A 26032-nucleotide genomic window follows, 5' to 3' on the forward strand; every position below is an offset into this window, starting at 1 on the left:
TTCGACTGATAATAGAGCAAGATTTGTATTTTCATCTTCCACAGTAGTATATTCAGATGTTTTCTCTAAATGATGCCTTCAAGCATGATGAGTCCAAGTGAATCTGAAAAAATTAAATTAGAACACGAGGCTGCGCGCTTATTTATGCGCCTTTATGAGGCTGCATTTCAGTTGCCCATGCGCCACATCTGGCATAATGAGCCACGAAAGCCAGATGTTTCGTGTTATCTTGACAACCAAAAGCTGGATTTAGAGATTGCGCATCTCTATGGCAGCGAAGCGGAAGCCATGCTTATCCTAGGCAGAGAAATCAACGAGCAAACCTTATCGGCCTTGCACCACCTGTTGCTGAGCCCAGTAGAAGATCGTCTATTGGAGGCACTCAATACACTTTTGTTGAGCAAGGCTCAAAAAACCTACCACAGTGAGCGCGTTTGGTTAGTCATACGCAACGCAAACCCGCTCTGGAATAAAGAAGAGTTAATACGCAATATACATCTAGTACATTTACCGGATAGTCATCCCTTTGAACAAATCTGGGTTATTGGTGATATGCAAGGCAGCTCAGGTATCATTAAGCTTTACCCATAAATACACGATACATATTAAGTATTTTTAATACATTTTAAGGTGTGTTGAACTTACGCCCCTGAATCCGCAATAGGCAAAAATACAAATGGATTTAAAAACAACCTCGTTACGCAAAGCTTTTTGGCACTACACCCTTCCATCCATTGCGGCTTTGCTGGTGAGTGGAACCTATCAGATCATTGATGGAATTTTTGTTGGGCATTTTATCGGCCCATCGGGACTTGCTGGAATTAATCTCGCATGGCCCTGGATAGGTATTTTACTTGCCGTCGGCATGATGATTGGCATTGGAACTGGCGCTCAGGTGTCTATCGCAACGGGTGCGGATAAGCATGACCTCGCCAAATCCTTCTTAGTCAATGGGCTCGCCTTACTGTGTATCGTCGGACTCCCGCTTGCACTTATCCTTCACCATAATAGTGAGTGGTTTTTATATATTCAAGGTGCAAGAGAGGATGCGGCCGCACAAGGAAATGCCTATCTTGGCATTATCGCCCCATCGGCTCCCATTATTCTAGCGAGCATTGCTTTGCCTTTTCTGGTTCGTAATCTGGGAGCCCCACGCATAGCAACCCTTGCCATGCTCACAGGAGCCATCAGTAATATTCTATTAGATGCCCTGTTTATCGCGTGGTTGGGCTGGGGGTTGCGAGGAGCGGCACTGGCAACGGTATTGGGTGAAAGTCTTTCAATTCTAATCTGCCTGTTTTTTTGATGGGGTCGCGCAACCCTCTTAAGCTGTCACTTAAGGATCTCAAAATAACCCTTGGCCAAATCAGCCGCATTGTGAGCACAGGTGCTTCGAGCATGCTAATGTATTTATACATCAGCTTTTCAGTCATCTTGCACAATGTGCTCTTATTAAAATATGGCACCGCCATTGAGGTGGCCGCGTACAGCATCTCGGGTTACCTCATGGCTTTTTACTATCTAACAGCTGAAGGCATATCTGGCGGCATGCAGCCTTTAGTGAGTTATTACTATGGAGCCCGTCAATTCCAGCGCGTTAAAGATACCTTTAAGCTGGCCGCCCAGTACGGAATTGGCATTGGGGTTGGTTTTGTCATCATGATTTTATGGGTGCCGGATTTCTTTGTCGGTTTTTTTAGTCGCGGAAACCCTGAGCTCGAAGCTGTAGCACGCTGGGCAATCCGCTTGCAATTATGCGGTTTGTTCTTAGATGGCTTCCTAGTCTTGGCTGCCAGCTGGTTTCAATCCTTGGGACTGGCTAGAAAAGCTACTTTAATAACACTCTTTAATATGATGATTCAGATACCTTTTCTACTAACCTTGCCTTGGCTTTTGGGGCTGAATGGTGTTTGGATTGCCGTACCGATTTCAAACTTATGCCTTTCAATGTTTGTAGCCGTTTTGCTTTGGAAAGAGTTCAAGCGACTTTAAACCTTGCTCTTTAAGGGCACAAAATAGATGAACAAGTGTCATAAAGGAACAAAATTGGCCGAGATTAGAGAGAGCTATGCGCAAGACAAGCCCATTTAAAAAATTCAAATATCGTCTGTTGCTCTGGAGCTTAGTGCTACTTGCTCCATTTTTTACTTGGGTTTTCTGGTCTGAAACACATCCATCGACCGAACGTGAGGTGCGTCTGCAGATGCACGAATGGCTAGAGGTACAATTTCCAGAACAGATGTCGTTAGAGGACGGCTGGCATGGCATGCACACCAAGCACACAACTGACGCCCTCCAGCCTATTGGCGTCGTTTTAATTCACGGATTAGATGAGCCGGGAAACATCTGGCAAGATTTACTACCGCAGTTGCAGGCGCTAGACCTGAATGTGTGGGAATTCCACTATCCGAACGATCATGCCGTGGACATGAGCGCCAACTACTTAGCAGAACAATGGCCTAGTCTTCCAAAAGATGTAGATCTTGTTTTGATTGGACACAGTATGGGAGGGCTTGTTGCAAGAGAGTTTGTTTCAAAGCATCGACATCCAGTATCCGAAACTGAACTTGTTGATGGCGCAAGTGTTAAGTCCATTATCTTAATCGGAACCCCCAATAACGGTTCAGAATGGGCAAGAATGCGCGGTTTCCTTGAGTTGCGAGACCATTTAACACTAAACAATGAGCGCCACTTAGATGCTTTCTCAGGGCTCAGAGACGGAACCGGAGCGGCAAAGCTGGACTTAAGGCCAGGAAGTGAGTTTTTAGAGGCCTTGAATCAACGCGCATGGCCCTCTCAGGTTGAAACACACGTCATCGCGGGTAAATTACTGGATCTTGATGATATGATCGGTGATGGGGTTGTACCGCTGGATTCTGCCCTGCTTCCTGATGGTGCAGCATCAGAAGTTGTTTTAGATGCTTCACATCGTGGGCTCTTGGTAAGGCTTATGCCCTCACAGGATACACCACCGGCCATCCCGATCATTCTTGAGCATCTAAAGCACTTAATAGACGCGGGCGCATAAATTGCGCCTGCTATGAATCCATGAGCATTTGCGTAATGATGTGCGCAGGTTGAGGACGTGAATAAAAATACCCTTGCGCCTCGTCGCAGCCTAATGAACTGAGCAATTCACCTTCAGACTCCTCTTCAACCCCTTCGGCAATCAGCGTTAAATCGACCAAATGCCCCATTTCGATCATTAACTTTACCAATTGTTGATCTTTAATCGATGCAGACATGCTAGAAACAAACGTACGATCTATTTTTAATCGATTGACAGGTAGTTCTTGAAGGTACTTTAACGATGAGTAACCTGTACCAAAATCATCAATCGCAATCGTAATGCCTCGATCTTGAATTGCTTGAAGTATCAAAATCATTTGGGACTGATCATTCATCATCATAGACTCTGTAATTTCAAGCTCCAATTGGGCGGGGTCTATACCCGTGCGGGACAGAATCGCGTCAAGCGTGTTCAGAAACCCAGGATCAACAAGCTGACGGACGGATACGTTGACAGCTACGCGCAAACTGCGACCCGTTGCTTGAAGCCAGCTGACCTGCTGCAAACAAGCTTGCTCCAGTATCCAGGCCCCAATCGTAATAATTAACCCTGATTTTTCAGCGATGGGAATAAACACAACAGGGGAAATAAGCTGACCTAAATGATGCCAGCGCACCAATGCCTCAACCCCACTGAGGGTCTTTGTTTTAAGGCAGTACTGAGGCTGGTATTCAATACGCAATTCATTTAGCTCAATGCAATGACGTAATTCAATGGTTGTTTTTAAGCGCTGCTGAAGCTCTTGCTCAAAACCTTCACCAAACACAACATAGGACCCACGTTTTTCGGCCTTAGCTTTTTTGAGTGCAATGCCTGCATTTTGCAGAAGTGAAAAGGCATTTAAGCCATGGTTTGGATAAACAGCCACACCAAACGTTAAAGAAACGGGAACTTCGTAATCCTTAATGCTAAAGCCCTGCCCTAAAGACTCTGACACGGAACTCATCAAGTCTGGCAATGAATCATAGACATCAATGGGTAAGATAATGGCGAAGTTGTCTGATGAAATACGCCCTATAGGACAGCTTGCACCCAGCACACGCTGCAGATGCTCACGCATACGAATCAGCGTTAGATCGCCAATTCGATGCCCCAAACCATCATTGATCGCTTGAAAATTATCGATGTCAGCCAGCAAAACCATACAGGGGTCTTGATGGCACATTTGCTCTTCAAGATGCTTAATGAAACCGTTTCGATTGAGTCCAGATGTTAGATAATCGTTGAAGGCAAGATTTTCAATACGCTCAAAAAGCGTGACGTTATCAAGTCCAACGGAAACATAGACCGAAAACAAGCGAATGAGACGGATATCGCTCTCCGTCAGGCTTCGGCTAGTGTGCAAACAAATGACCATTTCATCATCAGATGGCGACTTAAGGTACAAGATCGCAAGGTGTTCATTGACTGAGTTTTGACGAGTTTGCAACACCTGCTCGATCTGACTGACGAGCACTTTATTGGCGATGTTATCAATAGAGTGCCCTACCATCGACGCATAGGGCCCAAAACCCGCAATCACTTGTACACGATGCGCATTGTCTTGGCGTAGGCACAGCATGGCATGATGCTCAACCTCAAGCAAACTGCATAACTGGACTAGCACGCCTTCTGAAAAGGTCTCGATAGCATGCTCAGAGAATATCTGAGCCGCGCCTTGAATAATCAACTCCAGGCCTTCACGATGGCGATTAATCATTTCAAGTTGTTGGAAAGATCGACAGGCCGTGCTTAGTGTTACAATTAGCTGCGTCGTCGTCAGCTCTGTTTTTTGCTTGTAATCGTTAATGTCATAGTCATGCACAACCCGAAGCTCAGGTGCATACCCGGGCTGGCCCGTCCGAATCACAATACGCGTGGAATGCTCATTCAAGTCGCAGCGAATAAAGTTTATGAGGTCTAAACCTGCATGCTCTGTTTCCATGACAACGTCAAGTAAGACGCAAGCAAAACGCTTAGGCTGTTTAAGAATGGCTTTCGCCTCAGCTGCAGAGTAAGCACTGGTAAAGGATAAGGGTCTGTCCAAAACCAAACTCCCCTCTAGCGCAAACCGAGTTGCTTCATGAACCTGCTGCTCGTCATCGACAAGCAATATCTGCCAAGGCTCTCCTGCCGAGACGCTTTCGAATGCATCGTCTTCAGGCGCAAATTCAAATGTATCGTTCGTCACTGTTTCTCACTTGATGCTATAACTGTCTCAACAGAGCTTACCTGAAAAGGCATCCTAATTTCCATTTCCAAACCCGGATTATTACGAATAATAATCGATCCTTTCAGAATTTTCGTTACAAGACTGTAGACAATATATAAGCCCAAGCCTGATCCGCCTTTACCAAACTTTGTGGTATAGAAAGGGTCGAATAATTTATCGATCGATTCTGGTGCCACACCGCACCCGTTATCACCAATGATCAACACCAGTGTTTGCGCATCATCGGTGTAGGCCTTTACGTAAATGACGCCCTGCGATTGGTGCTCGAAACCATGCGTCAAACTGTTATTGACGGCATTCAAAATAATTTGCCCCAAAGGGCCTGGATAACTAAATAGCGTAAAATTCTCTGGAATGTCAACATCTAGCTGGACATTCAAATGCTTCAGGCGCGGCTTTAGTGTGCTTAAAATTTCATCAACGACGGTCTTGAGATTAAACTCTCGACTGAGCATGCTGGTTTGATCAACGGCAACCTGCTTAAAGCTATTCACCTGTTTGACGGCCATTTGCAGACTGGATGACATAATTCGCAGACCATCTTTAAACTCAGATATGAATTCCTCTAGACTGGATTTTTTTAATCCACCGGCTTTTATAAGAGCATCAAAGTTTTGTAGTTTTATGTCTAAGGATGTACTGATGGTTTTGGCATTGCCAAGTGGCGTGTTAACCTCATGCGCGATACCGGCTACCATTTTACCCAGTGAGGCCAGTTTTTCTGTCTGCACAAGCTGATTTTGTAAGTTTTTTAAATTTTCTAAAGCGATGTGCGCCTCATCCCGAGCCTTCGCTAAGTCTTCTTCAGTTTTAACTTGCAGTGACAAGGTATTATTGTAATCTTTTATCAATAAGCCTAGCTCATCGTTCGATGACCAGTCCACTGGGTGCCGAACGCCTGTGGATTGATAAAATTTCAAGGAGTTCGATACTTGCTCCAAAGGTCTAAATATTATCCAGCGAAACAAAGCGGTTGTAATTATAACCAGCGTCAGAACCCCAGTAATCAATATTAACATCAAGCCTTTAATACTTTGCATCAAATGAGCGATGAAGTTCCCTGTTTGAGGACGGTAATGAAGGTATAAATCAGCAACACGCCGTGCTTCACCAAGCCCCTCGTAATGCACTGGACTGTGAAAGACTCGCACGTCTAAAACCGCTGAGCCACAATTACCAATTGTCAGAGGTTGTGCATTTAGCACTATACCTGACACATGCTCTAAGACGATACAGAGGGTTCCTTTATCCTCTAATGAGGCGGTCAATATGTTTGCAGTAACATTATGTGCCAATTGCCACACGGGTTCAGCTAATTGCCTTGCCAGCGTGTCGACCCGTTGCTGAACATACTGGGCTTCTAATCGCTTCGCTTGTTTGTTTTCGTAAACGACCAACAAGCTGGTTGCAACCAGCATGACAACGACCAGCAGTGGAATCACACCCAATAAAAATTTTTTGGTTAGTGAAATATTGAACGTCCTGTGCTTGCTGTAGTTAAGCATGGTCCAGTGTGTACCCTTTTATTTAATTTTGAGAAAAGTAGGCACTGGCTTTAGCAAGATAATAGGACTGCCGATCCTCTTCTTGGATAATACGTAATGCATCACTAATTCGATGTTTGAGCGACTCACTGTTGCATTTTGATAATTTAGAAAAGGTTAAAAAGAGTTTTTGCTGAGTAATTGCACGGGGTAAAGCCCTTATATTCGAGACCCCTAGCTTTTGAGCAAAGATCAGACCCGGTTGGTCTTCATAAATGAGATAGTCCGCTCGCTGACTGGCCACCATGAGCAAGCCTTGCTCTAGACTGCCCACCTCTGTGATGCTTAGATGTGTTTTTGCAAACTGATCGAATGCTTGGCCAAAGCTGTTGTAAATCACAGTGACGCCTGATAGGGAATTAAATCGCGCCACTCAGAGTAGTTGATCTCTTTGTCATCGGCGGTCCAAACAGCTGTTTGAGTCAGCATCAAACTGGGCTCTAGGTAGTCCATCCACTCACTTCTAGCTGAAGTAAAAAAGGCACCTGCTATCAGATCAATTCGTCCTGCTGCAACCTCCTCTTGTGTCCGTCCCCAAGGTCCGCTGTCCACAACACGAATAGGAAGGCCCAGTATGTCAGAAAGGTCATCCATTAAGTAGCGTACCGCTCCAGCCAACTCGCCCGGACGATTCGGATCACGCCATAAATAGGGGGGGTATTCGGCATTTCCACTTGCAGTGAGCTCACGGCATTGGTCATCTGAGGCATAGGCTGACGTAATGCCCAGCACAGATATGGCTGCTAACAGCATGGATGTTTTTACAATCTTAAGCCTACTACTTCTCATACGCAGCGCTTCCTAGATAATTAACCCCGTAAACCTTCTCAGTTTAGATGAAAGCTATTGAGAACACAAAAGCTTATATCGTATTGAATCAAATGATTTTTTTGGATGCAGAAATTACATGATTATCCTGATAAACTATTGTCTATAAACTAACCTCTCCTGAGCGTCTTTATGTCTGGATTTGATTTACTGAACTTGTCACCTGAGCTCCAATTCACCTTATCAGAGCTAGGGCATCAGCAACCCACCCCCATTCAACAGCTTGCAATTCCCTTGATTCTTCAAGGAGTTGATGTCATGGCACAGGCACAGACTGGAACAGGAAAAACCGCCGCATTTGCACTGCCGATGATCGAGATGCTGAGCAAAAAGGTAGCAGATCCAGACTATCATGCGATACGCGGGCTGATTTTAACGCCCACTCGTGAACTGGCCATTCAAGTCGGAGATAGTACCCTCGCCTATGGTCGTCGTCTTGGCATGCGAGTGGCATCGATTTATGGTGGTGTACGCTTCGACAATCAAATCCGAAAAATGAAACGTGGTGCCGACATTTTGGTTGCAACACCTGGACGCTTGTTGGATATGCTGGCGCAAAACAAACTTTCAATTAATCAGTTGGAAATTTTAGTGTTTGATGAAGCTGATCGCATGCTCGACCTTGGCTTCATCGACGACATTCGCAAGCTCATGCGCTATATGCCAAGCAAGCGTCAAACCTTGCTATTCTCAGCGACGTTTTCTTCTGAGATCGATGTGCTGGCTGAGCACCTGCTCAATTCACCACATCGCGTCAATGCGTCCCCACCCAACTCTGTCGTCAAACTCATCAAGCAGCGCGCCTTTGCGGTTGACCAAAAAGACAAATCCGACATCCTGAGCTACTTTATTAAAGGGCTGCAATGGACTCAAGTATTGGTATTTACACGCACACGCCAAAGAGCCGATAGTGTTGCGGAGTACTTACAATCTGAAAATATAAAAGCAAGTGCTTTACATGGCGAGAAAATACAACGCGAACGCAACATGGCCTTGCAACAATTCGCTGATGGTGAAATCAACGTGCTCGTTGCCACCGACGTTGCCGCGCGCGGCCTGGATATCGATTCACTCTCTCAGGTGGTGAACTATGATATACCCAACCAAGCTGAGGCCTACGTACATCGTATTGGTCGAACAGGGCGAGCGGGAAAGTCAGGGGTTGCCTACTCTTTCGTCGCACCCGATGAACGCGTTTACTTATCGAAAATTTGTGAACTTATTCAAAAAAACATCCCGCTAGAGCCCGTACCAATCATTGAAAGCGGAAAGATGCAAGGGGCTCGTAGTGAGACGAAGACTGTTTCCAAAAAAACAAAAGGCCGTCCCGTTCAGTCGAAACCCAAGCGCCCCGCTGCTAAAGCACCTACCCCAGCGATATCGAGCCAAAAGGATGTGAAGACAAATAGCCGAGATAAGGCTCGACGCAGTTCATTGTTTGATAAACCCTAAACAGCCTTCATTGCGAAGGCTATTTTCGCTATAATTAGACATTTATACGCTCGTCGTCTCACTTACTCATTCTGAAAGGCAATCTTCTTGATCTCAACCGCTAATCTCACGATGCAGTTTGGCCCTAAGCCACTGTTTGAAAATGTTTCCGTTAAATTTGGCAACGGCAACCGTTATGGTCTTATCGGGGCCAATGGTTGCGGCAAGTCAACCTTCATGAAAATCTTAGGTGGGGATCTTGACCCCTCCTCTGGCCAAGTGATGCTGGCACCCAACACTCGCTTAGGTAAACTGCGTCAGGACCAGTTTGCCTATGAAGATTGTACCGTCATCGACACCGTTATTATGGGCAATGAAGAGCTCGCACGCGTAAAGGCTGAGCGTGATCGCATCTACTCCTTACCTGAAATGAGTGAAGACGATGGCATGGCGGTTGCCGAACTAGAAGTGCTGTTTGCTGAAATGGATGGGTATACAGCTGAATCAAGAGCCGGGGAGTTGCTCCTTGGACTGGATATTCCATTATCACAGCATAATGGTCCAATGAGTGCCCTCGCACCGGGTTGGAAAATCCGTGTCCTTCTTGCTCAGGCGTTGTTTTCTGATCCTGATGTGCTGCTATTAGATGAGCCAACCAACCACCTTGACATCAATACGATCCGCTGGCTTGAGAATATACTGGTTTCAAGAAACAGCACCATGATTATCATTTCACATGATCGTCACTTTCTAAATCAGGTTTGCACCCACATAGCCGATTTAGACTATGGTGAGTTAAGGCTCTTTTCGGGTAATTATGACGAGTACATGATCGCGGCGACGCAAGCGCGAGAAAGACTGCTCAGTGACAATGCCAAGAAAAAAGCACAAATTGCTGAGCTTCAAACCTTTGTGAGCCGCTTCTCTGCGAATGCGTCCAAAGCAAAACAGGCCACCTCGCGCGCCAGACAAATTGATAAAATTCAGCTGGAAGACGTGAAGCCATCCAGCAGGGTCAGCCCGTATATTCGCTTTGAACAACAAAAAAAGCTGCACCGTCAAGCCGTCACGATCAAAGAGCTTTCTAAGCAATTTGATGAAAAACCACTTTTACGCAACGTTAACTTACAAATAGAGGCTGGTGAGCGTGTTGCGATCATTGGGCCCAACGGCATCGGTAAAACCACACTTCTACAATGTTTGGCAGGCAATCTTCCCCTCGACAGCGGTGAGGTAAAATGGACAGACAGCGCCGAAGTTGGCTATTTCGCACAAGACCATAAAGATGATTTTTCGAATGACATGACCTTAATTGACTGGATGTCCCAATGGACACAAGGCGGTGAGCAAGTTATTCGTGGAGCGCTTGGGCGAATGTTGTTCTCAGGGGACGATATACACAAATCGGTTAAAGTGATTTCGGGTGGTGAACAAGGTCGCATGCTATTTGGCAAGCTTACGCTAACCAAACCGAACATTATGATGATGGACGAACCAACCAATCACTTGGATATGGAGTCCATTGAATCCCTAAACTTAGCGCTTGAAAATTATCCAGGCACGTTGATTTTTGTCAGCCACGACCGCGAGTTTGTGTCTTCACTTGCAACACGGATCGTCGAAATCAGTGCAACAGGGATCACGGATTTCAGCGGCACTTATGATGATTACTTACGCAGTCAAGGCATTATGTAGCTAATGGGCTTTGGGACGATGACGATACATCCTCCCAAAGCACTCATTTAAATCAAACAAAAACGCTTAACTGTCGGCTCTTCTTAAGGGCGCAATATAGCTTGCCACACGATCGGGCTGACAGTTTAGGTAGGCAGAATTATCAAGCCAGTCCTGATCAGGAAAATATGAGAACATAAATTGCCCTCCTTTTAATTGATCAACCACTTCCTGAGCAATCTCTGGACGCACCGCTGGACACCCTTGGCTTCGCCCAATACGCCCCTGACGTGCCACCCACTCTGGATCGACATAATCGGCTGCATGAATCACAATCGCACGCTCCCTAGCCTTATCATTAACACCAGGCTCTAGACCATCCAAACGAAGAGAATAGCCATGACGGCCAAAATAGCTTTCTTGTGTACGAAACAAGCCTATACTGGACTGATGACTGCCAACGATGTTCGAAAACTCAGTTGCAAAATTATCGCCAGAGTTTTGTCCGTGCGCGACAAGCTCTTCCATTAATAAACGTTTTTTTGATAGATCAAAAATCCAGAGACGCGGTTCAGATGAAGGTTTAGAGAAATCAATAATCGCTAATCGGTCAGAAGGCGTCAAACCATTACTGGTCGCACACTGCATTGCGGCAATCGCTTTATCCAACACAACTTTGTTTAACGCCGGAGCCTGCAAGGATAAAGAATAATTTAAGGATTGATCAAAAGGAGAGGCCACAACTGACGATGACATGATCACTAGACTGGAAACTGTCAGCATCCACTGACGACAGCGCTGAAACATGATATGGTAATCCTCCTAAAATTATGTGTTAATCAGCCGATAACCTACAAAAGACGCCTACGTATGGCCTTCAGGCCAACGTTTGCTCATGCAATAACTAAATCGACTATACTATCTAACGGAACTGTGCTGAGAAGCATTCTATCAGGACCTGACAGGGAGCAAAACCATTGATCAAAAAAAGTACAGCAAATGTCGTTGCTTTTTTGCTGATTTCGACCGCTTCAGCATTTTCGCATGCCGAAAACTCAACAGAAGCTCTTGAAGAATTGAACTCATCACTGTCAATGATGACCTTTTCGCACACACTGACTCTCCCCTTCGATCACCCTCTGTATGCTTTGTATGCAGAAGTCGGATTTGAGCCTTTATGGACGTCGAAAGACAAATTGCTTGAGTTGGTTCATGAGCTAGAAGCTCTACAGTTTGATGGACTTGACCCACGTCGCTACCACATAGAAGAGCTTTATCTGCGTATTCATCAGACTGAGCAGACTCAAACGATGAATGAAGATCTTGAATTGCTTGCAACGGCCAGCATGTTAAAAGCTTTATCGCATCTTATGTATGGAAAGCTAAAAGCAGATGAAATAGAACCTATGTGGCGCTATGAGCGAAAACGCCCTATCGATCAACGTCATCAAGCGCTTCTGATTAAGCATCGATCCAATATCTCAGCGGCATTTGAACACGCCCGCCCTGACTTTCCTCTCTATCAACAACTGCGCTCAGGTTATCAAGCATTGTTAGCAGAGCTTAAGCTTCATGAGTGGCCATTTATTTCAGAAGAGCGCCCTTCTATCCGCCTTGGCGATCGTGATCCACGCGTTGTGTTGATTCGAGAACGATTACGTCCGTCAGTAGATCATCCCGATCCAGATCTATATGACGAGGCCTTGGCAGATGCCGTTATTGAATTTCAGAAATCCTTTTTACTGACAACTGACGGTATTGTTGGACCGGCCACCTTAAAAGCCTTGAATATGTCTCCGGCCGATAAGCTTAATCAAATTCAAGTCAATCTTGAACGAATGCGCTGGCTGGCAAATGAGATGGAAGCGGAAATGGTGCTGGTCGACATAGCGGGTGCAAAATTGGTTTACTATGATGAGGCACTGCCCGTATGGGAAACACGAACCCAAGTGGGTCGTCCTGCACGCCCCACCCCCTTGATGAAGTCAAGAATCACGCACTTTACGTTTAATCCTACTTGGACAATTCCACCGACGATCTTGCGCCAAGATAAACTTCCTGAGATTCGACGAGATATCAGCTATTTACAGCGCAACAACATTCGCGTCATAGACTCTTCAGGTGCTGAATTACAGGCGAGTGAGGTGGACTGGAACAATCCCGGTGGCATCATGCTTCGACAAGACTCAGGCCCTGCCAATGCCCTTGGACAAGTTGTGATTCGCTTCCCTAACTCAGAAGCCATCTATTTGCATGACACACCCAGCAAACGGCTTTTTGATAGAGATCAGCGGGCGTTCAGTTCGGGTTGTGTCCGTGTTGAGAATGCACTGGATCTCGTGTCTATCCTAATGGAATCCACGCAAACCCCCGAAGCACAACAGATAGACAGCTTACTGAACAGTCGCCAAACTCGAAACGTAAGTCTTCGCTCATCTGTTCCCGTTCTCTTAGGCTATTGGACAGCCGAGGCTGATGAAAATGGACATATCATTTTCCGTCCGGATATCTATAATCACGATCAACGTATACTGACCGCTTTAAATGCCCACTAGCCAACCTTATTCACCCATTGAGGAGAGAATTACGCCTCCTCAGGACGTGTTGAGGGTTGGCATTAAACCATTTATAGCTATTACTTATTTAACTTTAGATCTTTGATTGGTAAAATATTAATTTTGAGGGTACTACGCACGTGAAAGACCAAATCTGTACTAGCCGTAAAGCAGCTGAGTTACTCGGCGTAACTCCACGAACAGTTCAGCTTTGGGCGGATGCAGGTATACTTGATGGTTGGAAAACTCCCGGTGGTCATCGTCGCTTCAGTACAGCTTCTGTAATGAAACTTGCGGATGACATCGTAAATGGACAACATGGCTCCCATGATGTGCCGGCTTCATCTGCTCGACCTCGCGGTGCCGAACCCGTTAGAATCCTTGTGGTCGAAGATGATAAGACGCTCACCCGACTTTATGATTTAACCCTTAATAGCTGGGGGTTACCTGTCGAAGTGATCTTAGCGAATGATGGCTATCAAGGTCTTATTGAAGTTGGGCGTTTCAACCCAGAACTCTTGATTTTGGACATGCAAATGCCAAATATTGATGGTTTTTCGGTGATTGAAGCTCTAAAAAAACAAAAGCTTCTTAAAGGCATGCACCTGATGATTATCACTGCACTGACTGAACGAGAGGTCAAAGAAAAGGTATCCTTAGGTCCTGATGTGACCTTTATTCAAAAGCCTATACCCTTCCTGAAGATTCGCAACAAGGTTGAAAGCATTCTCGTCAGTCGTTAATTTTTAACGCTCATTCGTCTTCCGTTTTTTCTGGTTTGTGCTACATTCATATTATAATTAGAAAAAATTGGAGATGACATGAGCGCATTGAACGGGCTAACAATCTTAACTGTCGACGATTCTCATCTTATCAATGAGTACGCACGAAGCATTCTTGAGAAGCTCGGCGCAAAGAAAGTCTTCACAGCCTCAAGTGGAGATGACGCCTGTGTTTGCCTTAGACGAAATAAAGACATTGATCTAGTTATAACCGACATACAAATGGACTATGGAAATGGTTTAGATCTACTCAAATCAATTCGAACAGGTGAAGACAATATCAAACGAGATTTGCCAGTCATTGTTGTTACCGACTTTAGTTACAAAGAAAATGTGATTAAATCACTCCAGCTAAATTGCAATGGTTTTGTAAGCAAACCCATTAATGGAAAAATTCTACTTGATAAAATCAAAGAGGCAACCAGTAAAGCAATTGAACTAAAATCAGTTGAAGAATATGCTCAAATCTCTACCTCCTTAGGAGATTCAAATGCTAAGAAAAGCAAAGAAGAGTCGCAACATAAAGAAACGCTCATTGCAAGAGTAAAGGCTTCTGGTGGGATTTTAAAGGAAACCCCCTCGGGATGGACTCCTGAATATAAAACAAGAAATGAACATATAGATAAGATAGTCCATCAAATTATCCATCTTCAAGAAGTTCTTCTAAAGCATTTCTCGAATGCATCAAACAATAATAATACCGAGTATATCAATGAGCTATTATTCTTAACGCAAAAGTACATTTCTGAAGAAGAAAAAATCCATACAAAAGCTCAATATAGCAAATGTATTGATCATAACAATGATCATGAAAAAATATTAAAAATGACACAGATTATTAGTAAAGCAATTATTGCTTCGCACGAAAAGGCAAAAATAAAAATTTACTTACAAAAACTACGTGAAACTTGGCATAATCATCTACTAGATTGGGATCAAGATTTCAATAATAATTGGAAGCTAAGCAGTGACCAACAATAGACTTTCAGATATAAAAACGAGGAAAAGACTCACTAAGTTTTTTTTGATGACTGTTGGTCTTATTGTATTAATTATTATTTTTGCCTTTACATCATATCACTCAACCAAAAATCAACTACTCAATAATACAAAAGAAAAACTCAATGAAGCTACTGTTAATGCTATAGAAATTCTAGAAGAGTTTAGAGTCGATACCATCAGGAAAATAAATCTCTCAAGAAAATCACCAAATTTTGAAAATGCTATTGATATTTTTTTCAAAATCAATTCAGAGTCACAAGATTTTGATATGGCAAGGATTGATATTGAACGAACCATGAATAGCTTTGGATTCAAGCATTATGCGTTAATCGATAATGACTTTTTAATACGTGCACAGAATAGTCCTATTTTTCATTCTGAATTAATAAACAATCTATCGGAAAAGTTACGATCCATTCAAATCAATAATGAAACAGCTTATATTGATGTCTTCAGAACTACCTTTAGCACCTCAGCTACAGAGAATGAACCCTACCTCCTCTTTGCCTCTCATATCTATCAAGACGGTGCAAATGCAATTTTATTAATAGCGATAAATGGAAACAATGTTTTAGATTTTAAAGATCACACCTTCTTTAGACGAATAAATGGTGAGGTTTTACTATTTGATCGTGAGCATAAACTTATAAATAAATCGAAGTATTACGAAGAGCTTGTAGATGAAAATATTCTTTCACGAAACCAAGAAAGCAACAGAGGATTAAAGATTGTAATACATAATGACAGCAAACCTGGAAACATTGATTTCTATTTGAACTACTATGGAGCCTCAGTACTGGGTATCCATACCTGGTTGTCAGAATTAAATATTGGCTTGATTCTTGAGGCCAATCTAAACAGCACACTTGAGCCACTAGTTTTTTTTAGAGATTCATTGATAAAATATACGGCGATCATAACAGTTTTATTGATAATATTTTTATTTTTTTACAAATCACTACTTCAAGAAATAGATAAACGACTTCAGTATATGTTTTCAATATTTGAAGCCACCAGTGAAGGAATGCTCATATTCGATTTAAATACGCATCAAATCTATAGAACCAACAAACAAGTATATCGTCTATTTTTATTAGACGCTCCTCCTGTAACTCTAGAGGATATATTTAGCGATATTCAGTTAGATGTAATAATAGACAAAGCTCACTCAAGCTCACTCGGTGCAAACCTAGATCCTATTTCTATTTTTTATAAATTAAGAAATGATAGTGAGATAGTATTAGAAGTTTATATGAAGTCTTTGCCGAAAAGAGGCTCTAAAAGAAACCCTATTCTAATTACCCTGAGGGACATTACAGATCAATTCACCTACGAGCAAGAAATTCAGCTTGCGAAAGAAAGTGCTGAAACATCCAACATAGCAAAGAATAATTTCTTAGCCACCGTCAGTCATGAGCTAAGAACCCCCTTGCACAGCATAATTGGTATGATTGAGGCCCTATCCTCTACACAACTTACCGATACTCAAAAATATTATGCGGACATGTCTCAGGAGTCTGCTGATAATTTACTTGGAATTATTGATAATATATTAGACTTCACCAAATTAGATTCAAAAAAATACATTCCAACCTTTTCAACTATTAATCTTGCATCCGAAACAACATCTGCGATTACAATTGCCTCTAGAAAAAATAAAAATAAAAACTCGATTCATAATAACGCTCTAGACACTTTCATCAATACTGATAAAGGTATTTTTAATAAATGTTTATCAATCTTATTGGATAATGCGAATAAGTTCACAAATGGAGGCTCTATTCAAATATTTACAACTATTGCTGATGATGGAAACAAGCTATGTTTAGAGGTTATTGACACAGGTATCGGTATTCCAGAGACAAAACTCAATCATATATTTGAAGCATTCGGCCAAGCTGATTCGGCGATTACACGTAACTATGGAGGAATAGGTCTAGGGCTTTCTTTACTTAAAGGGCTGGTTACCCAAGCCAATGGTACCATTGATATTCAAAGCATAGAGGGTGAAGGATCTTGCTTCAGGCTTACCATCCCCTGTACATTACCCAATACGACTGAAATCGATGAAGCAGTCAATACATCCCTAAATACTATCACTTATGATTTTGCTCCAAGCGCACAGTCCCAAGAAAAATATGATAAGGAAATATTTTCTAACTTAAAGGTGTTAGCTGCTGAAGATAATGAAATAAACCAAGAAATGCTGTCGATTCTACTCTCAAAATTCTATATTAATTTTAAGATTTTTGACAATGGACAACTGCTTTTAGACTATATTGTCAGCCATCAAGAGCAAGCCGATATGATATTAATGGATTGTCATATGCCGGTATTAGATGGATTTGAGACGACACGGAGAATCCGGGAGCTTCCACCCCCTGTATGTGACATACCAATTATTGCGATCACAGCCGATGCTCTTTTCGGGGATAGAGAAAAATGCTTAGCTCAGGGGATGACGGATTATATTTCTAAACCTGTTAAACGTAATGATCTTCGTCAGGTTTTAATTCGGAACTTACCAGATGCATTCCATTCTGAGATAGACTTTTTCGATACCTCTGGTGCAAACCATGAGAACCAAGATGACTTTGATGCAACCATGGCCGATGATTTTTTTGGTATTGATGAAGAAATACAGCCTCAATACTCATCGTTTAACCCTGATGCCTTGATTCAAGAGGTTGGCGATATCTCTATTGCTCTCGATTTGTTTGACAAGTTTAATGACTCTTTAGATAAAGACTTTACTGAAATAACGTCATTAATCCTTTTTGAAAACTACATTGAAGCTAAAAAGCAAGCTCATAAGGTGAAAGGGAGTGCAAGAATGATGGGGTGTTCTGCATTGGCTGAGATGCTACAAAATATAGAGCATGCTTGCATGGACAAAAATACAAACTCACTGCTTGATTTAGTGTCTAAATCTGAGAATGAAATTAAACGGGTTAAAGAGGAACTATCAATTTTTATTAAAGTGCATGCTTAACTTTTCCCGAGTGTTACTAAAATACTCTCCACCCATACAATACTGTTAAGATACTCTCTATTGAGCTCTTGCATATCTCGTAATGATTTCCCCTCAATCATCGCTCTTTCAAACTTTTCAACGAGTGTTAAAATTTTGCCATACTGCCCTTCCCTCATCAGCAGGGCACTTGAGATATCTTCAAAAAAATGAATTGAATCAATAATATAGTCCATTGAAATATCGAGCACTTGATCCATCATAGAAAACAGGCCAACCGTAAATGCAACATCTCCATCCATATTATTAAGATTCTTAGTAATATTTCGACACATCTGAGCTCGAGTCAAAAGTTTTGTAATCATAACCATATTTAAAGGATGATGCATTGCAAGCAGCATGACCGTTGTCATAGCTTTGAGTCTATCCAAGCCAAATAGGACAACGGCCTGCTCAATGTTTTTGATTTTAACTCCCCGTGAGTTACCCGCTGAGTTTATCCTCTGTAGCAGCATGATACATAAGGATGGATCCTGAGAGATAAGCGCAATGATTACGTTAATATTGGGTTCAGATGCATTAAGTTCTTTCAAAAGATTGAGTTCTGCAATTCTATTTCCAGAGCGAACACCTCCTTGCTTTGAGCAAATATTCTCAGGTTTAACAAAGAAAAACCCTTGAAAAAGGTCAAACTCCCTTTCTAAACACCTTTTGAAAATTTCATCCGATTCAATATAACTAGCCATCAAGGTAGCCGTGTACTTTTTCTTGAACTCAGAGACGGACTCCAGTGTTTTGCTGCACCTCACATCAATTTGAATAATATCTGCTATCGTAAGAATTTTGGATTCCAAATGATCTATAAGGACACTGTGAATCGATACTTGATATCCTAATTTTTTTACATTTTGTATGCATTTAATTGTTTCGTCATTAACCTGACTATCAATACCTAGTGTGACAACAATTTGTTCTGAAGGAATCGGAATGATATCGGGTTTCTTCAACCACTGCTCGGACACATTAAAAAACAGAAATCGACTGCCAATTAATTTTTCCAATCCTATCTCATAAAATGCCGCAGAGCAGGATCTTGCCGTTGCAGTGGTGGGGTCAGGGAAGTTAGCAACGTCATCCTCGAATGAAGACCGATACAAGAGCTCATCCGCAACATGTTTAAGTTGGCGATTCCAAACAGCATGCAATGCAATGCAATAATTATTTTTTTCAGTTTGCATAAGATGCCCACTAGGTAACTGGATTGAAATCACTGATCGTATAGGTTCAGATTATATCACTGATAGTCGCTTTAATCGTTCTCTCTGATACACCAGAGCTGAGTCAGGAACAGCTCCACTCTCCCCTGTTTCTAGCCAACGACGAACACGACCTGCATCACCTATCGGGGTTCTTAGGCCATGAGAATCCAAAAATACTAAGGTTGTTAGCTTCCCTTTAATATTTGCAACCATCAGCAAGCAGCGTCCTGCCTCTTCAATATAGCCTGTTTTACTTAAATGCACCTGCCAATTGGGATTTCTCACCAGAGGATTTGTATTGGTGTAAGACAAAGCATGTGATGGATTCACAAAGTGCATATCGGCCTGCCCAATGGTGGACAAACGCCTGATTTCCGAATGCTGATAGGTTGCAGACGCTAGCTTTACTAAATCATTGGCCGACGAAACATTTGATGGAGAAAGGCCGCTTGGATCAACAAAGCGAGTTTTGAACATTCCTAAAGATTGAGCTGTCGCATTCATTCGACTCACAAAGGCATCAACACCACCTGGATAGTAATGAGCTAACACGTAAGTCGCCATGTTCTCTGATGACATTAATGCCATATGCAGCAAGTTACGACGTGAAATTTGCGCCCCGCTTCTTAAACGACTATAGGTGTTTTTTCCTGAATTATCCCGATAGGGAACCAACGTCAGGCGCTCATCTAACGACTGACCGCTTTGCATAACAACTAAGGCCGTCATCAGCTTAGTCAAGCTTGCAATCGGCATTTGGATGTCTGCATGTTTGGAGTAGATAGGCTGATTGACCCCAAATGGAACAATCACCGCGCTGACAGACGCAAGTGATAAACCGGCTGGATTTGCCGCGAGTGTATGAACAGGGTATGCGATGGAGATGCAAGCGACAACGGCAGCGCTCAAAAAGCGCCTTCTGCTAAGCAATGTTTTCATTTTTATGCCTTAAATACGATAGTTCAGCGTGACCAAGCTTTCACTTCTTTCATTAACTGACTGATATCCAGTCCTAAAGAGTTAGCCAATTGTTCTGTGCTGTTATAGCTAGGGGATGCAGGTATTTTAAATTCACTTTTCTTTTCAGTTTTTTCGCGTTGTCGTTTCTCAATAAGGGTATTAACCTGCAATTCCACTGCACATAGTTGCTCCATAGAGAGACCGCTGAGATACTCAAGTACAGGGTCAGACATAGATGTTCTTACCTCGTTATATAGGGTATTTGTTTTATCTGGCATGCTTTACGAGCGTAGGGAGAACCACAAGGTGAACTCTCCCTATAAATCAAACCTGAACGTTTGATGTTGATATTTAACGCTCACGGGTATAAAAAATATCGGCGCCACTGCCTAAGTTACTACTTTGTGTTTCAACACGCCACATTGAAGATAAGCGATAACTTAACGTTAGCATTTCCATGGATTCTAACAAGCTAATTCCATAGCGAATATAAAGCCTTGGTGTTAAATATTTACCAATAAAAAATGCTGAGTCTCCAGCATCATCACTGGCAAACCCGAACTCATCTAAATTAAGACCTTGTTGGAGCTGGCTTGTGATTGAGTTTCCACCTTGAAGCGTAAGCGCCATAGCGGCTTGCATCATCATTGACTGCTCTGAAGCGGACGACTCGCCAGGACCACGCCCTAATACAAGATACGACATAATACTGCTATCTGACATAGCAGGCACGGAAAATAACGTCATTTCGGGTGATCGAATCGTGCCAGTAATTCTAGCACCGGCCTCGACCGTGCCAACAAAACGGCTGACACGTAAATCTAAACCGGGATTATCTATTGGACCACCTGTGTACACAAGACTACCTCGGCTAATATTTAAGTCCTGTCCGAAGAGTTTGTAATCACCACTTTCCACTTGAATCGAGCCTGATGCCCGTGTGGTGGTTTGTGCATCATCTGTGATTCGTAAACGGCCAAGCAAGCGCCCTTTAAAGCCGAAGGCATCCACTTCAACCGAATCACCGAGTATCACTGACAAGTCAGTCAACAGTGGTAAGTTACGCTGAGTTAAGCCTTCATCCTCATCCACTGTAAACACCACATCCTCAGACGCGCGGACAACGCTTTGCATCTGCTGCTTCGGTGGGCTGATTCGAGCGTAAGGAATCGTGACACTGCCGCCTAAGCGAATGGCTTCCTCATCAATTCTGACGTTTAAATCAGGTGAAATTCGAACACTCACCTCAGTATCAATTGCTTGGAAACCATCGCCTTTCAGCGTTAAATTGCCCGTCTGACGTTGCAAATTATACTGCCCTGCCAGATTGATCTGCCCGCTTCCAGATCCAATCAAGCCAGTAAGGCTCAATTGCTCTGATTGATCGCCCTCTGAAACCAGTTTTACACTCAGTGGACTTAGGTGTATACCAGTGCTGGCAGTTCAGCCGAACCATTTACATACTCAAACTGACCGCTCACAAGAGGCACACTCAGCGTTCCACCTAAAGTGAAGTTGGCAATCAACTGTCCCAATAGGTTCTGCACATCCGGAACAAAAACAGAGACGATGCTCAAATCGCTCATATTAATGTTCAGACTACCTTCTAATGTTTGCTGCGACGACAATTGCCCTATGTTCACATCCGCAAGAATACGGCCATCCATGGCTGAAAAATCGCTTTCCAAACGTGCTGTCAAACGATCATTCATCAATTGCGCGGTGAGAAGAATGGGGTCAAGTGAAAGATCAGGCTGTTCGCCTTGCGTATCCACACGACCGGCTGTCGTGCTCAAGGTCACGTTGGCTTGCGGTGCTTGACTGCCCTGCTGGCGATAATCCGCTGTGAGATTCAACGACGACTCAATTGATGCCCCCGCTAACCAAGGATCTAAAAGAGACAAAGACAGATCGGACAAGGCTAAGTTCGCACGAGTCACGCCGCTGGCTTGCTGTGCCTCTAAGCACAAACGTGCCTCTCCATCCTGCTGCACCAAACAGGCATTGCCTAGGTTAAAACCTGACGCGCTGGCTTGAACCGGTGTTGGATTGCTTAATCTCCAACGCCCAATCTCTTCACGACGCAAAGACAAAGCCCCTAGCAACCCCTCCCAGCGCTCATTTTGCCAAGCCCCCGACACCGCCAATGACAAATCCAGAGGTGCGCCCACAAGGCTTATCTCGGCGTTATGATTGTTAGGGTATCCAGACGCGAGCAGCTCAAGACGCTCAAACGCTTCTCCTGCGGCACTGATATCAGAAAGCAGCAGTTTGATGTTAGACGCCTGATTGCCCGCCAGATCGGTGTAGACATCCCCTGATATCGAACGAACACGGTTATCTTGGAAAGCCAAACTGTTGCCATTAATACGGGCATTAATCGCAGGCGTCAATAAGGGACCCTGGACATCTCCCGCCACACTTAACAGCCCCGACGCATCCGGTAAAACGGCTGAAAGATCAGGAACATTTAAACGAAAAGTTAAGGCAAGCCGCTCATCCACGGTTCCTTCAAGCTGTACTGAAGCAGCACCTAAGCGCACAGCGAGATTATCAATTTGCGTTCGTTGCCCTTCTAGTGAAAAAGAACCGCTGCCCGAGAGAGATTGCTCTCGTATTTCGCCACTTAGAGAATCAAGACGTGCCACCAAAGAAGGCTGAGAATCCTCATTTAATTGCCCCTGAGTAGACAGGTTCAGAGACAACTGCCCAGGCCAGTCGGGGGCGAATACGGCGGGATCCAACTCGTGTGCTTGTATGGTTATATCCCAGACAGGAACAGGCATCCAACCCGCGCGGCCTGCGACAGTGACGCGCCCCCCTAAGGTGTTTGCCACAAGATTAAATGCCTCTAACGCTTCGGTGTGGCCTTTAGCATTTAACTGCAATTCTGTGTCAGGGATATCGGCACCTGAAACGCGCGTGGATAATCCAATATGCACTTCACTTAGGTTACCAGAAAGCGTCAAAAGCCCAGAAGGTGATGCAATCAAGGCCGGCTCTACGCGATTCACAAGCGGGTAAACAAGGCCAGTCCAGTTTGCACGGATATCAAACTGAGGGTCACCAAAGTCCGTCACAGACCCGCTCACCAACAACTCTGAAGGCGCATCACCAACGCTCGTCAACAGACGCGTGATATTGACCGCCTGTTCAAATGGCTGAATTTTAGATTCTAATTGAATGTTAGCTGGGCCTGTCTCGGGATGTGATGTTGCCAGTGATAGCCCAACAAACACATCATCCGCATCGCCATCAAGACTGATCTGGCTCACCAGCGAACCGAGTTCTAGTTCAGATACATCCAACCCTAACAGCGACTCTAGATCTTCGGGTTTGAAATTAATATCGATAAAAACATCGTGAGAAAAACGCTCAGACAGATCAACCCAGCCCTCAACATTAATGAAGCTTTCGCGATGTCCAATGCTCAGCGTCTCCAAGGCTATTTTATTTTGATCCGTGTTCAAGACCAAACCAGCGTGATCCAGCTGATACACCTGATCCCCTAATTGAAGATGCAGACGCTCTATTTGTATCTCGCTTAAAGAGATATCCAGTGGCAATTGAATTTCCTGCAGCTCAAATGCCGTTTCATCTGGCTCTGGCGTTTCACTTGAAAGCGGCAGGACGATATTAATATCGCTGACACGTAGACGGTCTAAACAAAAGCGTTGATGTGCAAAACACATCGGCGTCCAGTCCAACGCAATTTGCCCAACCGACACTAAGGTTTCGTTGTCTTTAAAATCGAGGCCATTAATCTGTAAAGGACCTGCAAACGCACCCTCAATCGATTCAATTTCCAGATCTAGCGGCAAATAGGGTTTTGCTATCTTATACGCCAAACCCGGTGCACCGGGTAAAAAAAACACGCCCAATAAACTAAAAAAAACCAATAAAATCAGAATAAAGGGCGATATTAATAAAAGCTTTAACTTCACAAATCAGGTCCCAACGTAAAATGAATTCGAACACCCGAATCTTGTATGGGCGTAGCCAAGTCTAGCCTCACAGGGCCGACAGGTGACTGCCATCGCACACCAAAACCAGCCGATGTTTTTATCTTCTCGTTAAAATTATCAAATGCATTCCCTGCATCGACAAATCCAGCAAGACGCCAGTTCGGAATAAACTCATAATCGACCTCCAGACTTCCAGCAATCAAATGCTGACCACCGATCACCTGCCCTGAACGGCTTTTAGGCCCCAGCGTCTGATAATCGTAACCTCGAATACTATTGTCGCCACCTGCATAAAAACGCAGAGTGGCAGGAACACGATCAAAGTCATCTGTATAGGTTGTCCCCACCTCGACTCTTGATAAAAGCCGCCAGCGCTCACCCAACGAATCCACTCGCTTTCCACTGGCATTTAACTGCAGCAGACTAACATCGGATAACAGTGCCTCAGATGCAGCCGCAACACCGAACGAAATTCGATATCCTTTCTGAGTGTTGAAGCGGTTATCTGAAACGGTTTTTGTCATTTGCAGACGGGGAATTAATAATCGGGTTTGTGTGGTGTCTTGATCAAAACTAAAGCGCTCTTGCTCCAAATCTAAGGATAAAACACCTTCCCACTCATCGATTTGTTTTTGCCAAAAACCACCAAAACTGAATCGACTGGAATCGATAGTCTTAGAATTTTCATCGTAAAAACCCGTGCGCAGACCAAACTGGTCAAAACGCGGATTGCGCCCAGGGATAATATAGCCAGCGGTAATGTCGTTACGAATTTCAGACAAGCGCATGCGCGCATCAATCTTGTGCCCTGATGAATTCACATAGCGACGATTTAAACCAAGCTGCATACGTGCACCCGTATCAGTCCCAAAGCCAAAACCTGCCTGATACAGAGAGCGAGGGCGTGGGGTTAGATTCACTTCGACAGGAACGGAGCCTTCGGTAAACTCCTCCATAACAGGACGCACTTCAACATCTGCAAAGTAATCGCTGTCAATCAAAGCGCCTTGCAGGTCAATCAATTTCACCACTTCTAGGTAATCGCCTTCCTCAAACCTCGGGTAGCGTCTTAGCAAGCGCTCTTTGATGGGATTCTCGGAAAAACGCAACTCACTAATACGCGTGCGCTGCCCTGTGTTAAAGGTTAAGGTAATTTCAGCTCGATTACGTTCACGATCGACCCGTATGCGTTGTTCTGTGAAGCGACCTAGATAATAGCCTCTTTCCGCTGCCAATGATTGAATTTGACTTTTAAAGCTTTCATACGTGGGGTGATATAAAGCCTCACCCATTTTGAGCGGATTGGATGCCAATAGTGCGATAAACTCAGGGTCTTGCTCGCCTTCACCTAGAATTTGCACGGTCACACGGCTAATTTGCGTTTGGGGGCCTGGCGTAATTTGATACACCGCTCGCCAACCCCCCTCCTGACTTTGTAAGGCGAGATCAAGTTCAGGATTGTAATAGCCAAAGGGTTCTAATGCTTGGCGTATTTCATCCTCTGCGCGCCTATGCAAATACATCAAACGACTGACGCTGGTGACTTCTTGGTTTTCAAGTGATTGAATACTCAAAAAACCACGGACATTATCAGCAATATTATCAGGGACACCTTCAACTCTTAACGTCAGTTCTGACGCCGATAGACACATTGAGCTGGAAATGAGTGCGGCGATGGCGATGGGCTGCAGCTTTCGAAGCCTATTAAGAACTAGAATAGTGAACCTCCCTGCTACAGAAATGCAAATGGTCTTAGCTTAAATGAATATCAATACTATA

The 26032-nt window shown here is 43.8% G+C and carries 21 protein-coding genes; 10 read left to right on the plus strand and 11 right to left on the minus strand.

Annotation, left to right across the window (positions count from 1 at the left end):
- Nucleotides 1–69: 69 nt before the first annotated feature.
- The 4 genes from D791_RS05920 (at nt 70) to D791_RS05930 (ending at nt 3028) form a co-directional block, all read left to right on the plus strand.
- Nucleotides 70–591, plus strand: coding sequence for a hypothetical protein (locus D791_RS05920; protein ID WP_237748529.1), 522 nt, complete (start codon nt 70–72; stop codon nt 589–591).
- Between the two features lie 85 nt (nt 592–676).
- A complete protein-coding gene (locus D791_RS20745; RefSeq protein WP_237748530.1) occupies nt 677–1306 on the plus strand; it encodes an MATE family efflux transporter in 630 nt (209 codons plus the stop codon).
- 92 nt (nt 1307–1398) lie between these two features.
- Nucleotides 1399–1992, plus strand: coding sequence for an MATE family efflux transporter (locus tag D791_RS20750; protein ID WP_237748531.1), 594 nt, complete (start codon nt 1399–1401; stop codon nt 1990–1992).
- A 76-nt stretch (nt 1993–2068) separates the two neighbouring features.
- Nucleotides 2069–3028 (plus strand): alpha/beta hydrolase, encoded by a 960-nt coding sequence (locus D791_RS05930; RefSeq protein ID WP_036509037.1) that lies wholly within the window; start codon nt 2069–2071, stop codon nt 3026–3028.
- Nucleotides 3029–3038: 10 nt separating this feature from the next.
- On the opposite strand, the gene D791_RS05935 is transcribed toward D791_RS05930, so the two are convergent.
- The 4 genes from D791_RS05935 to D791_RS18845 are packed head-to-tail and all read right to left on the minus strand — an operon-like array spanning nt 3039 to nt 7615.
- A complete protein-coding gene (locus D791_RS05935) occupies nt 3039–5240 on the minus strand; it encodes a two-component system response regulator (RefSeq protein ID WP_036509039.1) in 2202 nt (733 codons plus the stop codon).
- Nucleotides 5237–6787, minus strand: coding sequence for a sensor histidine kinase (locus D791_RS18835; protein ID WP_051514287.1), 1551 nt, complete (start codon nt 6785–6787; stop codon nt 5237–5239). The genes D791_RS05935 and D791_RS18835 overlap by 4 nt, the downstream gene beginning before the upstream one ends.
- A gap of 22 nt (nt 6788–6809) precedes the next feature.
- On the minus strand, nt 6810–7166 hold the full coding sequence (locus D791_RS18840) for a type 2 periplasmic-binding domain-containing protein (protein ID WP_051514288.1): 357 nt from the start codon (nt 7164–7166) through the stop codon (nt 6810–6812).
- A complete protein-coding gene (locus D791_RS18845; RefSeq protein WP_081763755.1) occupies nt 7163–7615 on the minus strand; it encodes a transporter substrate-binding domain-containing protein in 453 nt (150 codons plus the stop codon). Before D791_RS18845 ends, D791_RS18840 begins: the two co-directional genes overlap by 4 nt.
- 171 nt (nt 7616–7786) lie before the next feature.
- Between D791_RS18845 and D791_RS05950 the strand changes: the two genes are divergently transcribed.
- Both D791_RS05950 and D791_RS05955 read left to right on the plus strand, forming a co-directional pair.
- Nucleotides 7787–9106 carry a DEAD/DEAH box helicase gene (locus tag D791_RS05950; RefSeq protein WP_036509043.1) on the plus strand — a complete coding sequence of 440 codons (1320 nt, stop codon included), beginning with the start codon at nt 7787–7789 and terminating at the stop codon, nt 9104–9106.
- 87 nt (nt 9107–9193) lie between these two features.
- On the plus strand, nt 9194–10780 hold the full coding sequence (locus tag D791_RS05955) for an ABC-F family ATPase (RefSeq protein ID WP_036509046.1): 1587 nt from the start codon (nt 9194–9196) through the stop codon (nt 10778–10780).
- A gap of 66 nt (nt 10781–10846) precedes the next feature.
- Here D791_RS05955 and D791_RS05960 read toward each other — a convergent pair whose 3' ends face one another.
- A complete protein-coding gene (locus D791_RS05960; protein WP_036509050.1) occupies nt 10847–11566 on the minus strand; it encodes a murein L,D-transpeptidase catalytic domain family protein in 720 nt (239 codons plus the stop codon).
- Between the two features lie 170 nt (nt 11567–11736).
- Between D791_RS05960 and D791_RS05965 the strand changes: the two genes are divergently transcribed.
- The 4 genes from D791_RS05965 to D791_RS05980 all read left to right on the plus strand — a co-directional run bounded on the left by D791_RS05965 (nt 11737) and on the right by D791_RS05980 (nt 18090).
- Entirely contained in the window at nt 11737–13314 is a 1578-nt protein-coding gene (locus D791_RS05965; protein ID WP_036509054.1) for a L,D-transpeptidase family protein, read from the plus strand.
- Nucleotides 13315–13454: 140 nt separating this feature from the next.
- Complete coding sequence (locus D791_RS05970; RefSeq protein WP_036509056.1) at nt 13455–14057, plus strand: response regulator; 603 nt, start codon at nt 13455–13457, stop codon at nt 14055–14057.
- Nucleotides 14058–14135: 78 nt separating this feature from the next.
- Nucleotides 14136–15077, plus strand: coding sequence for a response regulator (locus tag D791_RS05975; protein WP_036509059.1), 942 nt, complete (start codon nt 14136–14138; stop codon nt 15075–15077).
- Nucleotides 15078–15123: 46 nt separating this feature from the next.
- Complete coding sequence (locus D791_RS05980) at nt 15124–18090, plus strand: ATP-binding protein (RefSeq protein WP_036509060.1); 2967 nt, start codon at nt 15124–15126, stop codon at nt 18088–18090.
- Here D791_RS05980 and D791_RS05985 read toward each other — a convergent pair.
- The 6 genes from D791_RS05985 to D791_RS06010 form a co-directional block, all read right to left on the minus strand.
- The gene (locus tag D791_RS05985) at nt 18087–19307 is read right to left on the minus strand and encodes an EAL and HDOD domain-containing protein (protein WP_036509063.1); all 1221 of its coding nucleotides are present in this window, start codon (nt 19305–19307) and stop codon (nt 18087–18089) included. The genes D791_RS05980 and D791_RS05985 overlap by 4 nt on opposite strands.
- Nucleotides 19308–19358: 51 nt before the next feature.
- The gene (gene pbpG / locus D791_RS05990; RefSeq protein WP_081763756.1) at nt 19359–20267 is read right to left on the minus strand and encodes a D-alanyl-D-alanine endopeptidase; all 909 of its coding nucleotides are present in this window, start codon (nt 20265–20267) and stop codon (nt 19359–19361) included.
- Between the two features lie 23 nt (nt 20268–20290).
- Entirely contained in the window at nt 20291–20521 is a 231-nt protein-coding gene (locus D791_RS05995) for a hypothetical protein (RefSeq protein ID WP_036509065.1), read from the minus strand.
- Nucleotides 20522–20639: 118 nt separating this feature from the next.
- Nucleotides 20640–21659, minus strand: a complete 1020-nt coding sequence (locus D791_RS06000) for a translocation/assembly module TamB domain-containing protein (protein ID WP_157682254.1) — start codon at nt 21657–21659, stop codon at nt 20640–20642.
- A gap of 47 nt (nt 21660–21706) precedes the next feature.
- The gene (locus D791_RS06005; RefSeq protein ID WP_036509071.1) at nt 21707–24232 is read right to left on the minus strand and encodes a translocation/assembly module TamB domain-containing protein; all 2526 of its coding nucleotides are present in this window, start codon (nt 24230–24232) and stop codon (nt 21707–21709) included.
- Nucleotides 24229–25905 (minus strand): autotransporter assembly complex protein TamA, encoded by a 1677-nt coding sequence (locus D791_RS06010; RefSeq protein ID WP_051514290.1) that lies wholly within the window; start codon nt 25903–25905, stop codon nt 24229–24231. Before D791_RS06010 ends, D791_RS06005 begins: the two co-directional genes overlap by 4 nt.
- Between the last annotated feature and the right edge of the window lie 127 nt (nt 25906–26032).

The organism is Nitrincola nitratireducens, assembly GCF_000585235.1.
Lineage (GTDB): Bacteria > Pseudomonadota > Gammaproteobacteria > Pseudomonadales > Balneatricaceae > Nitrincola > Nitrincola alkalisediminis.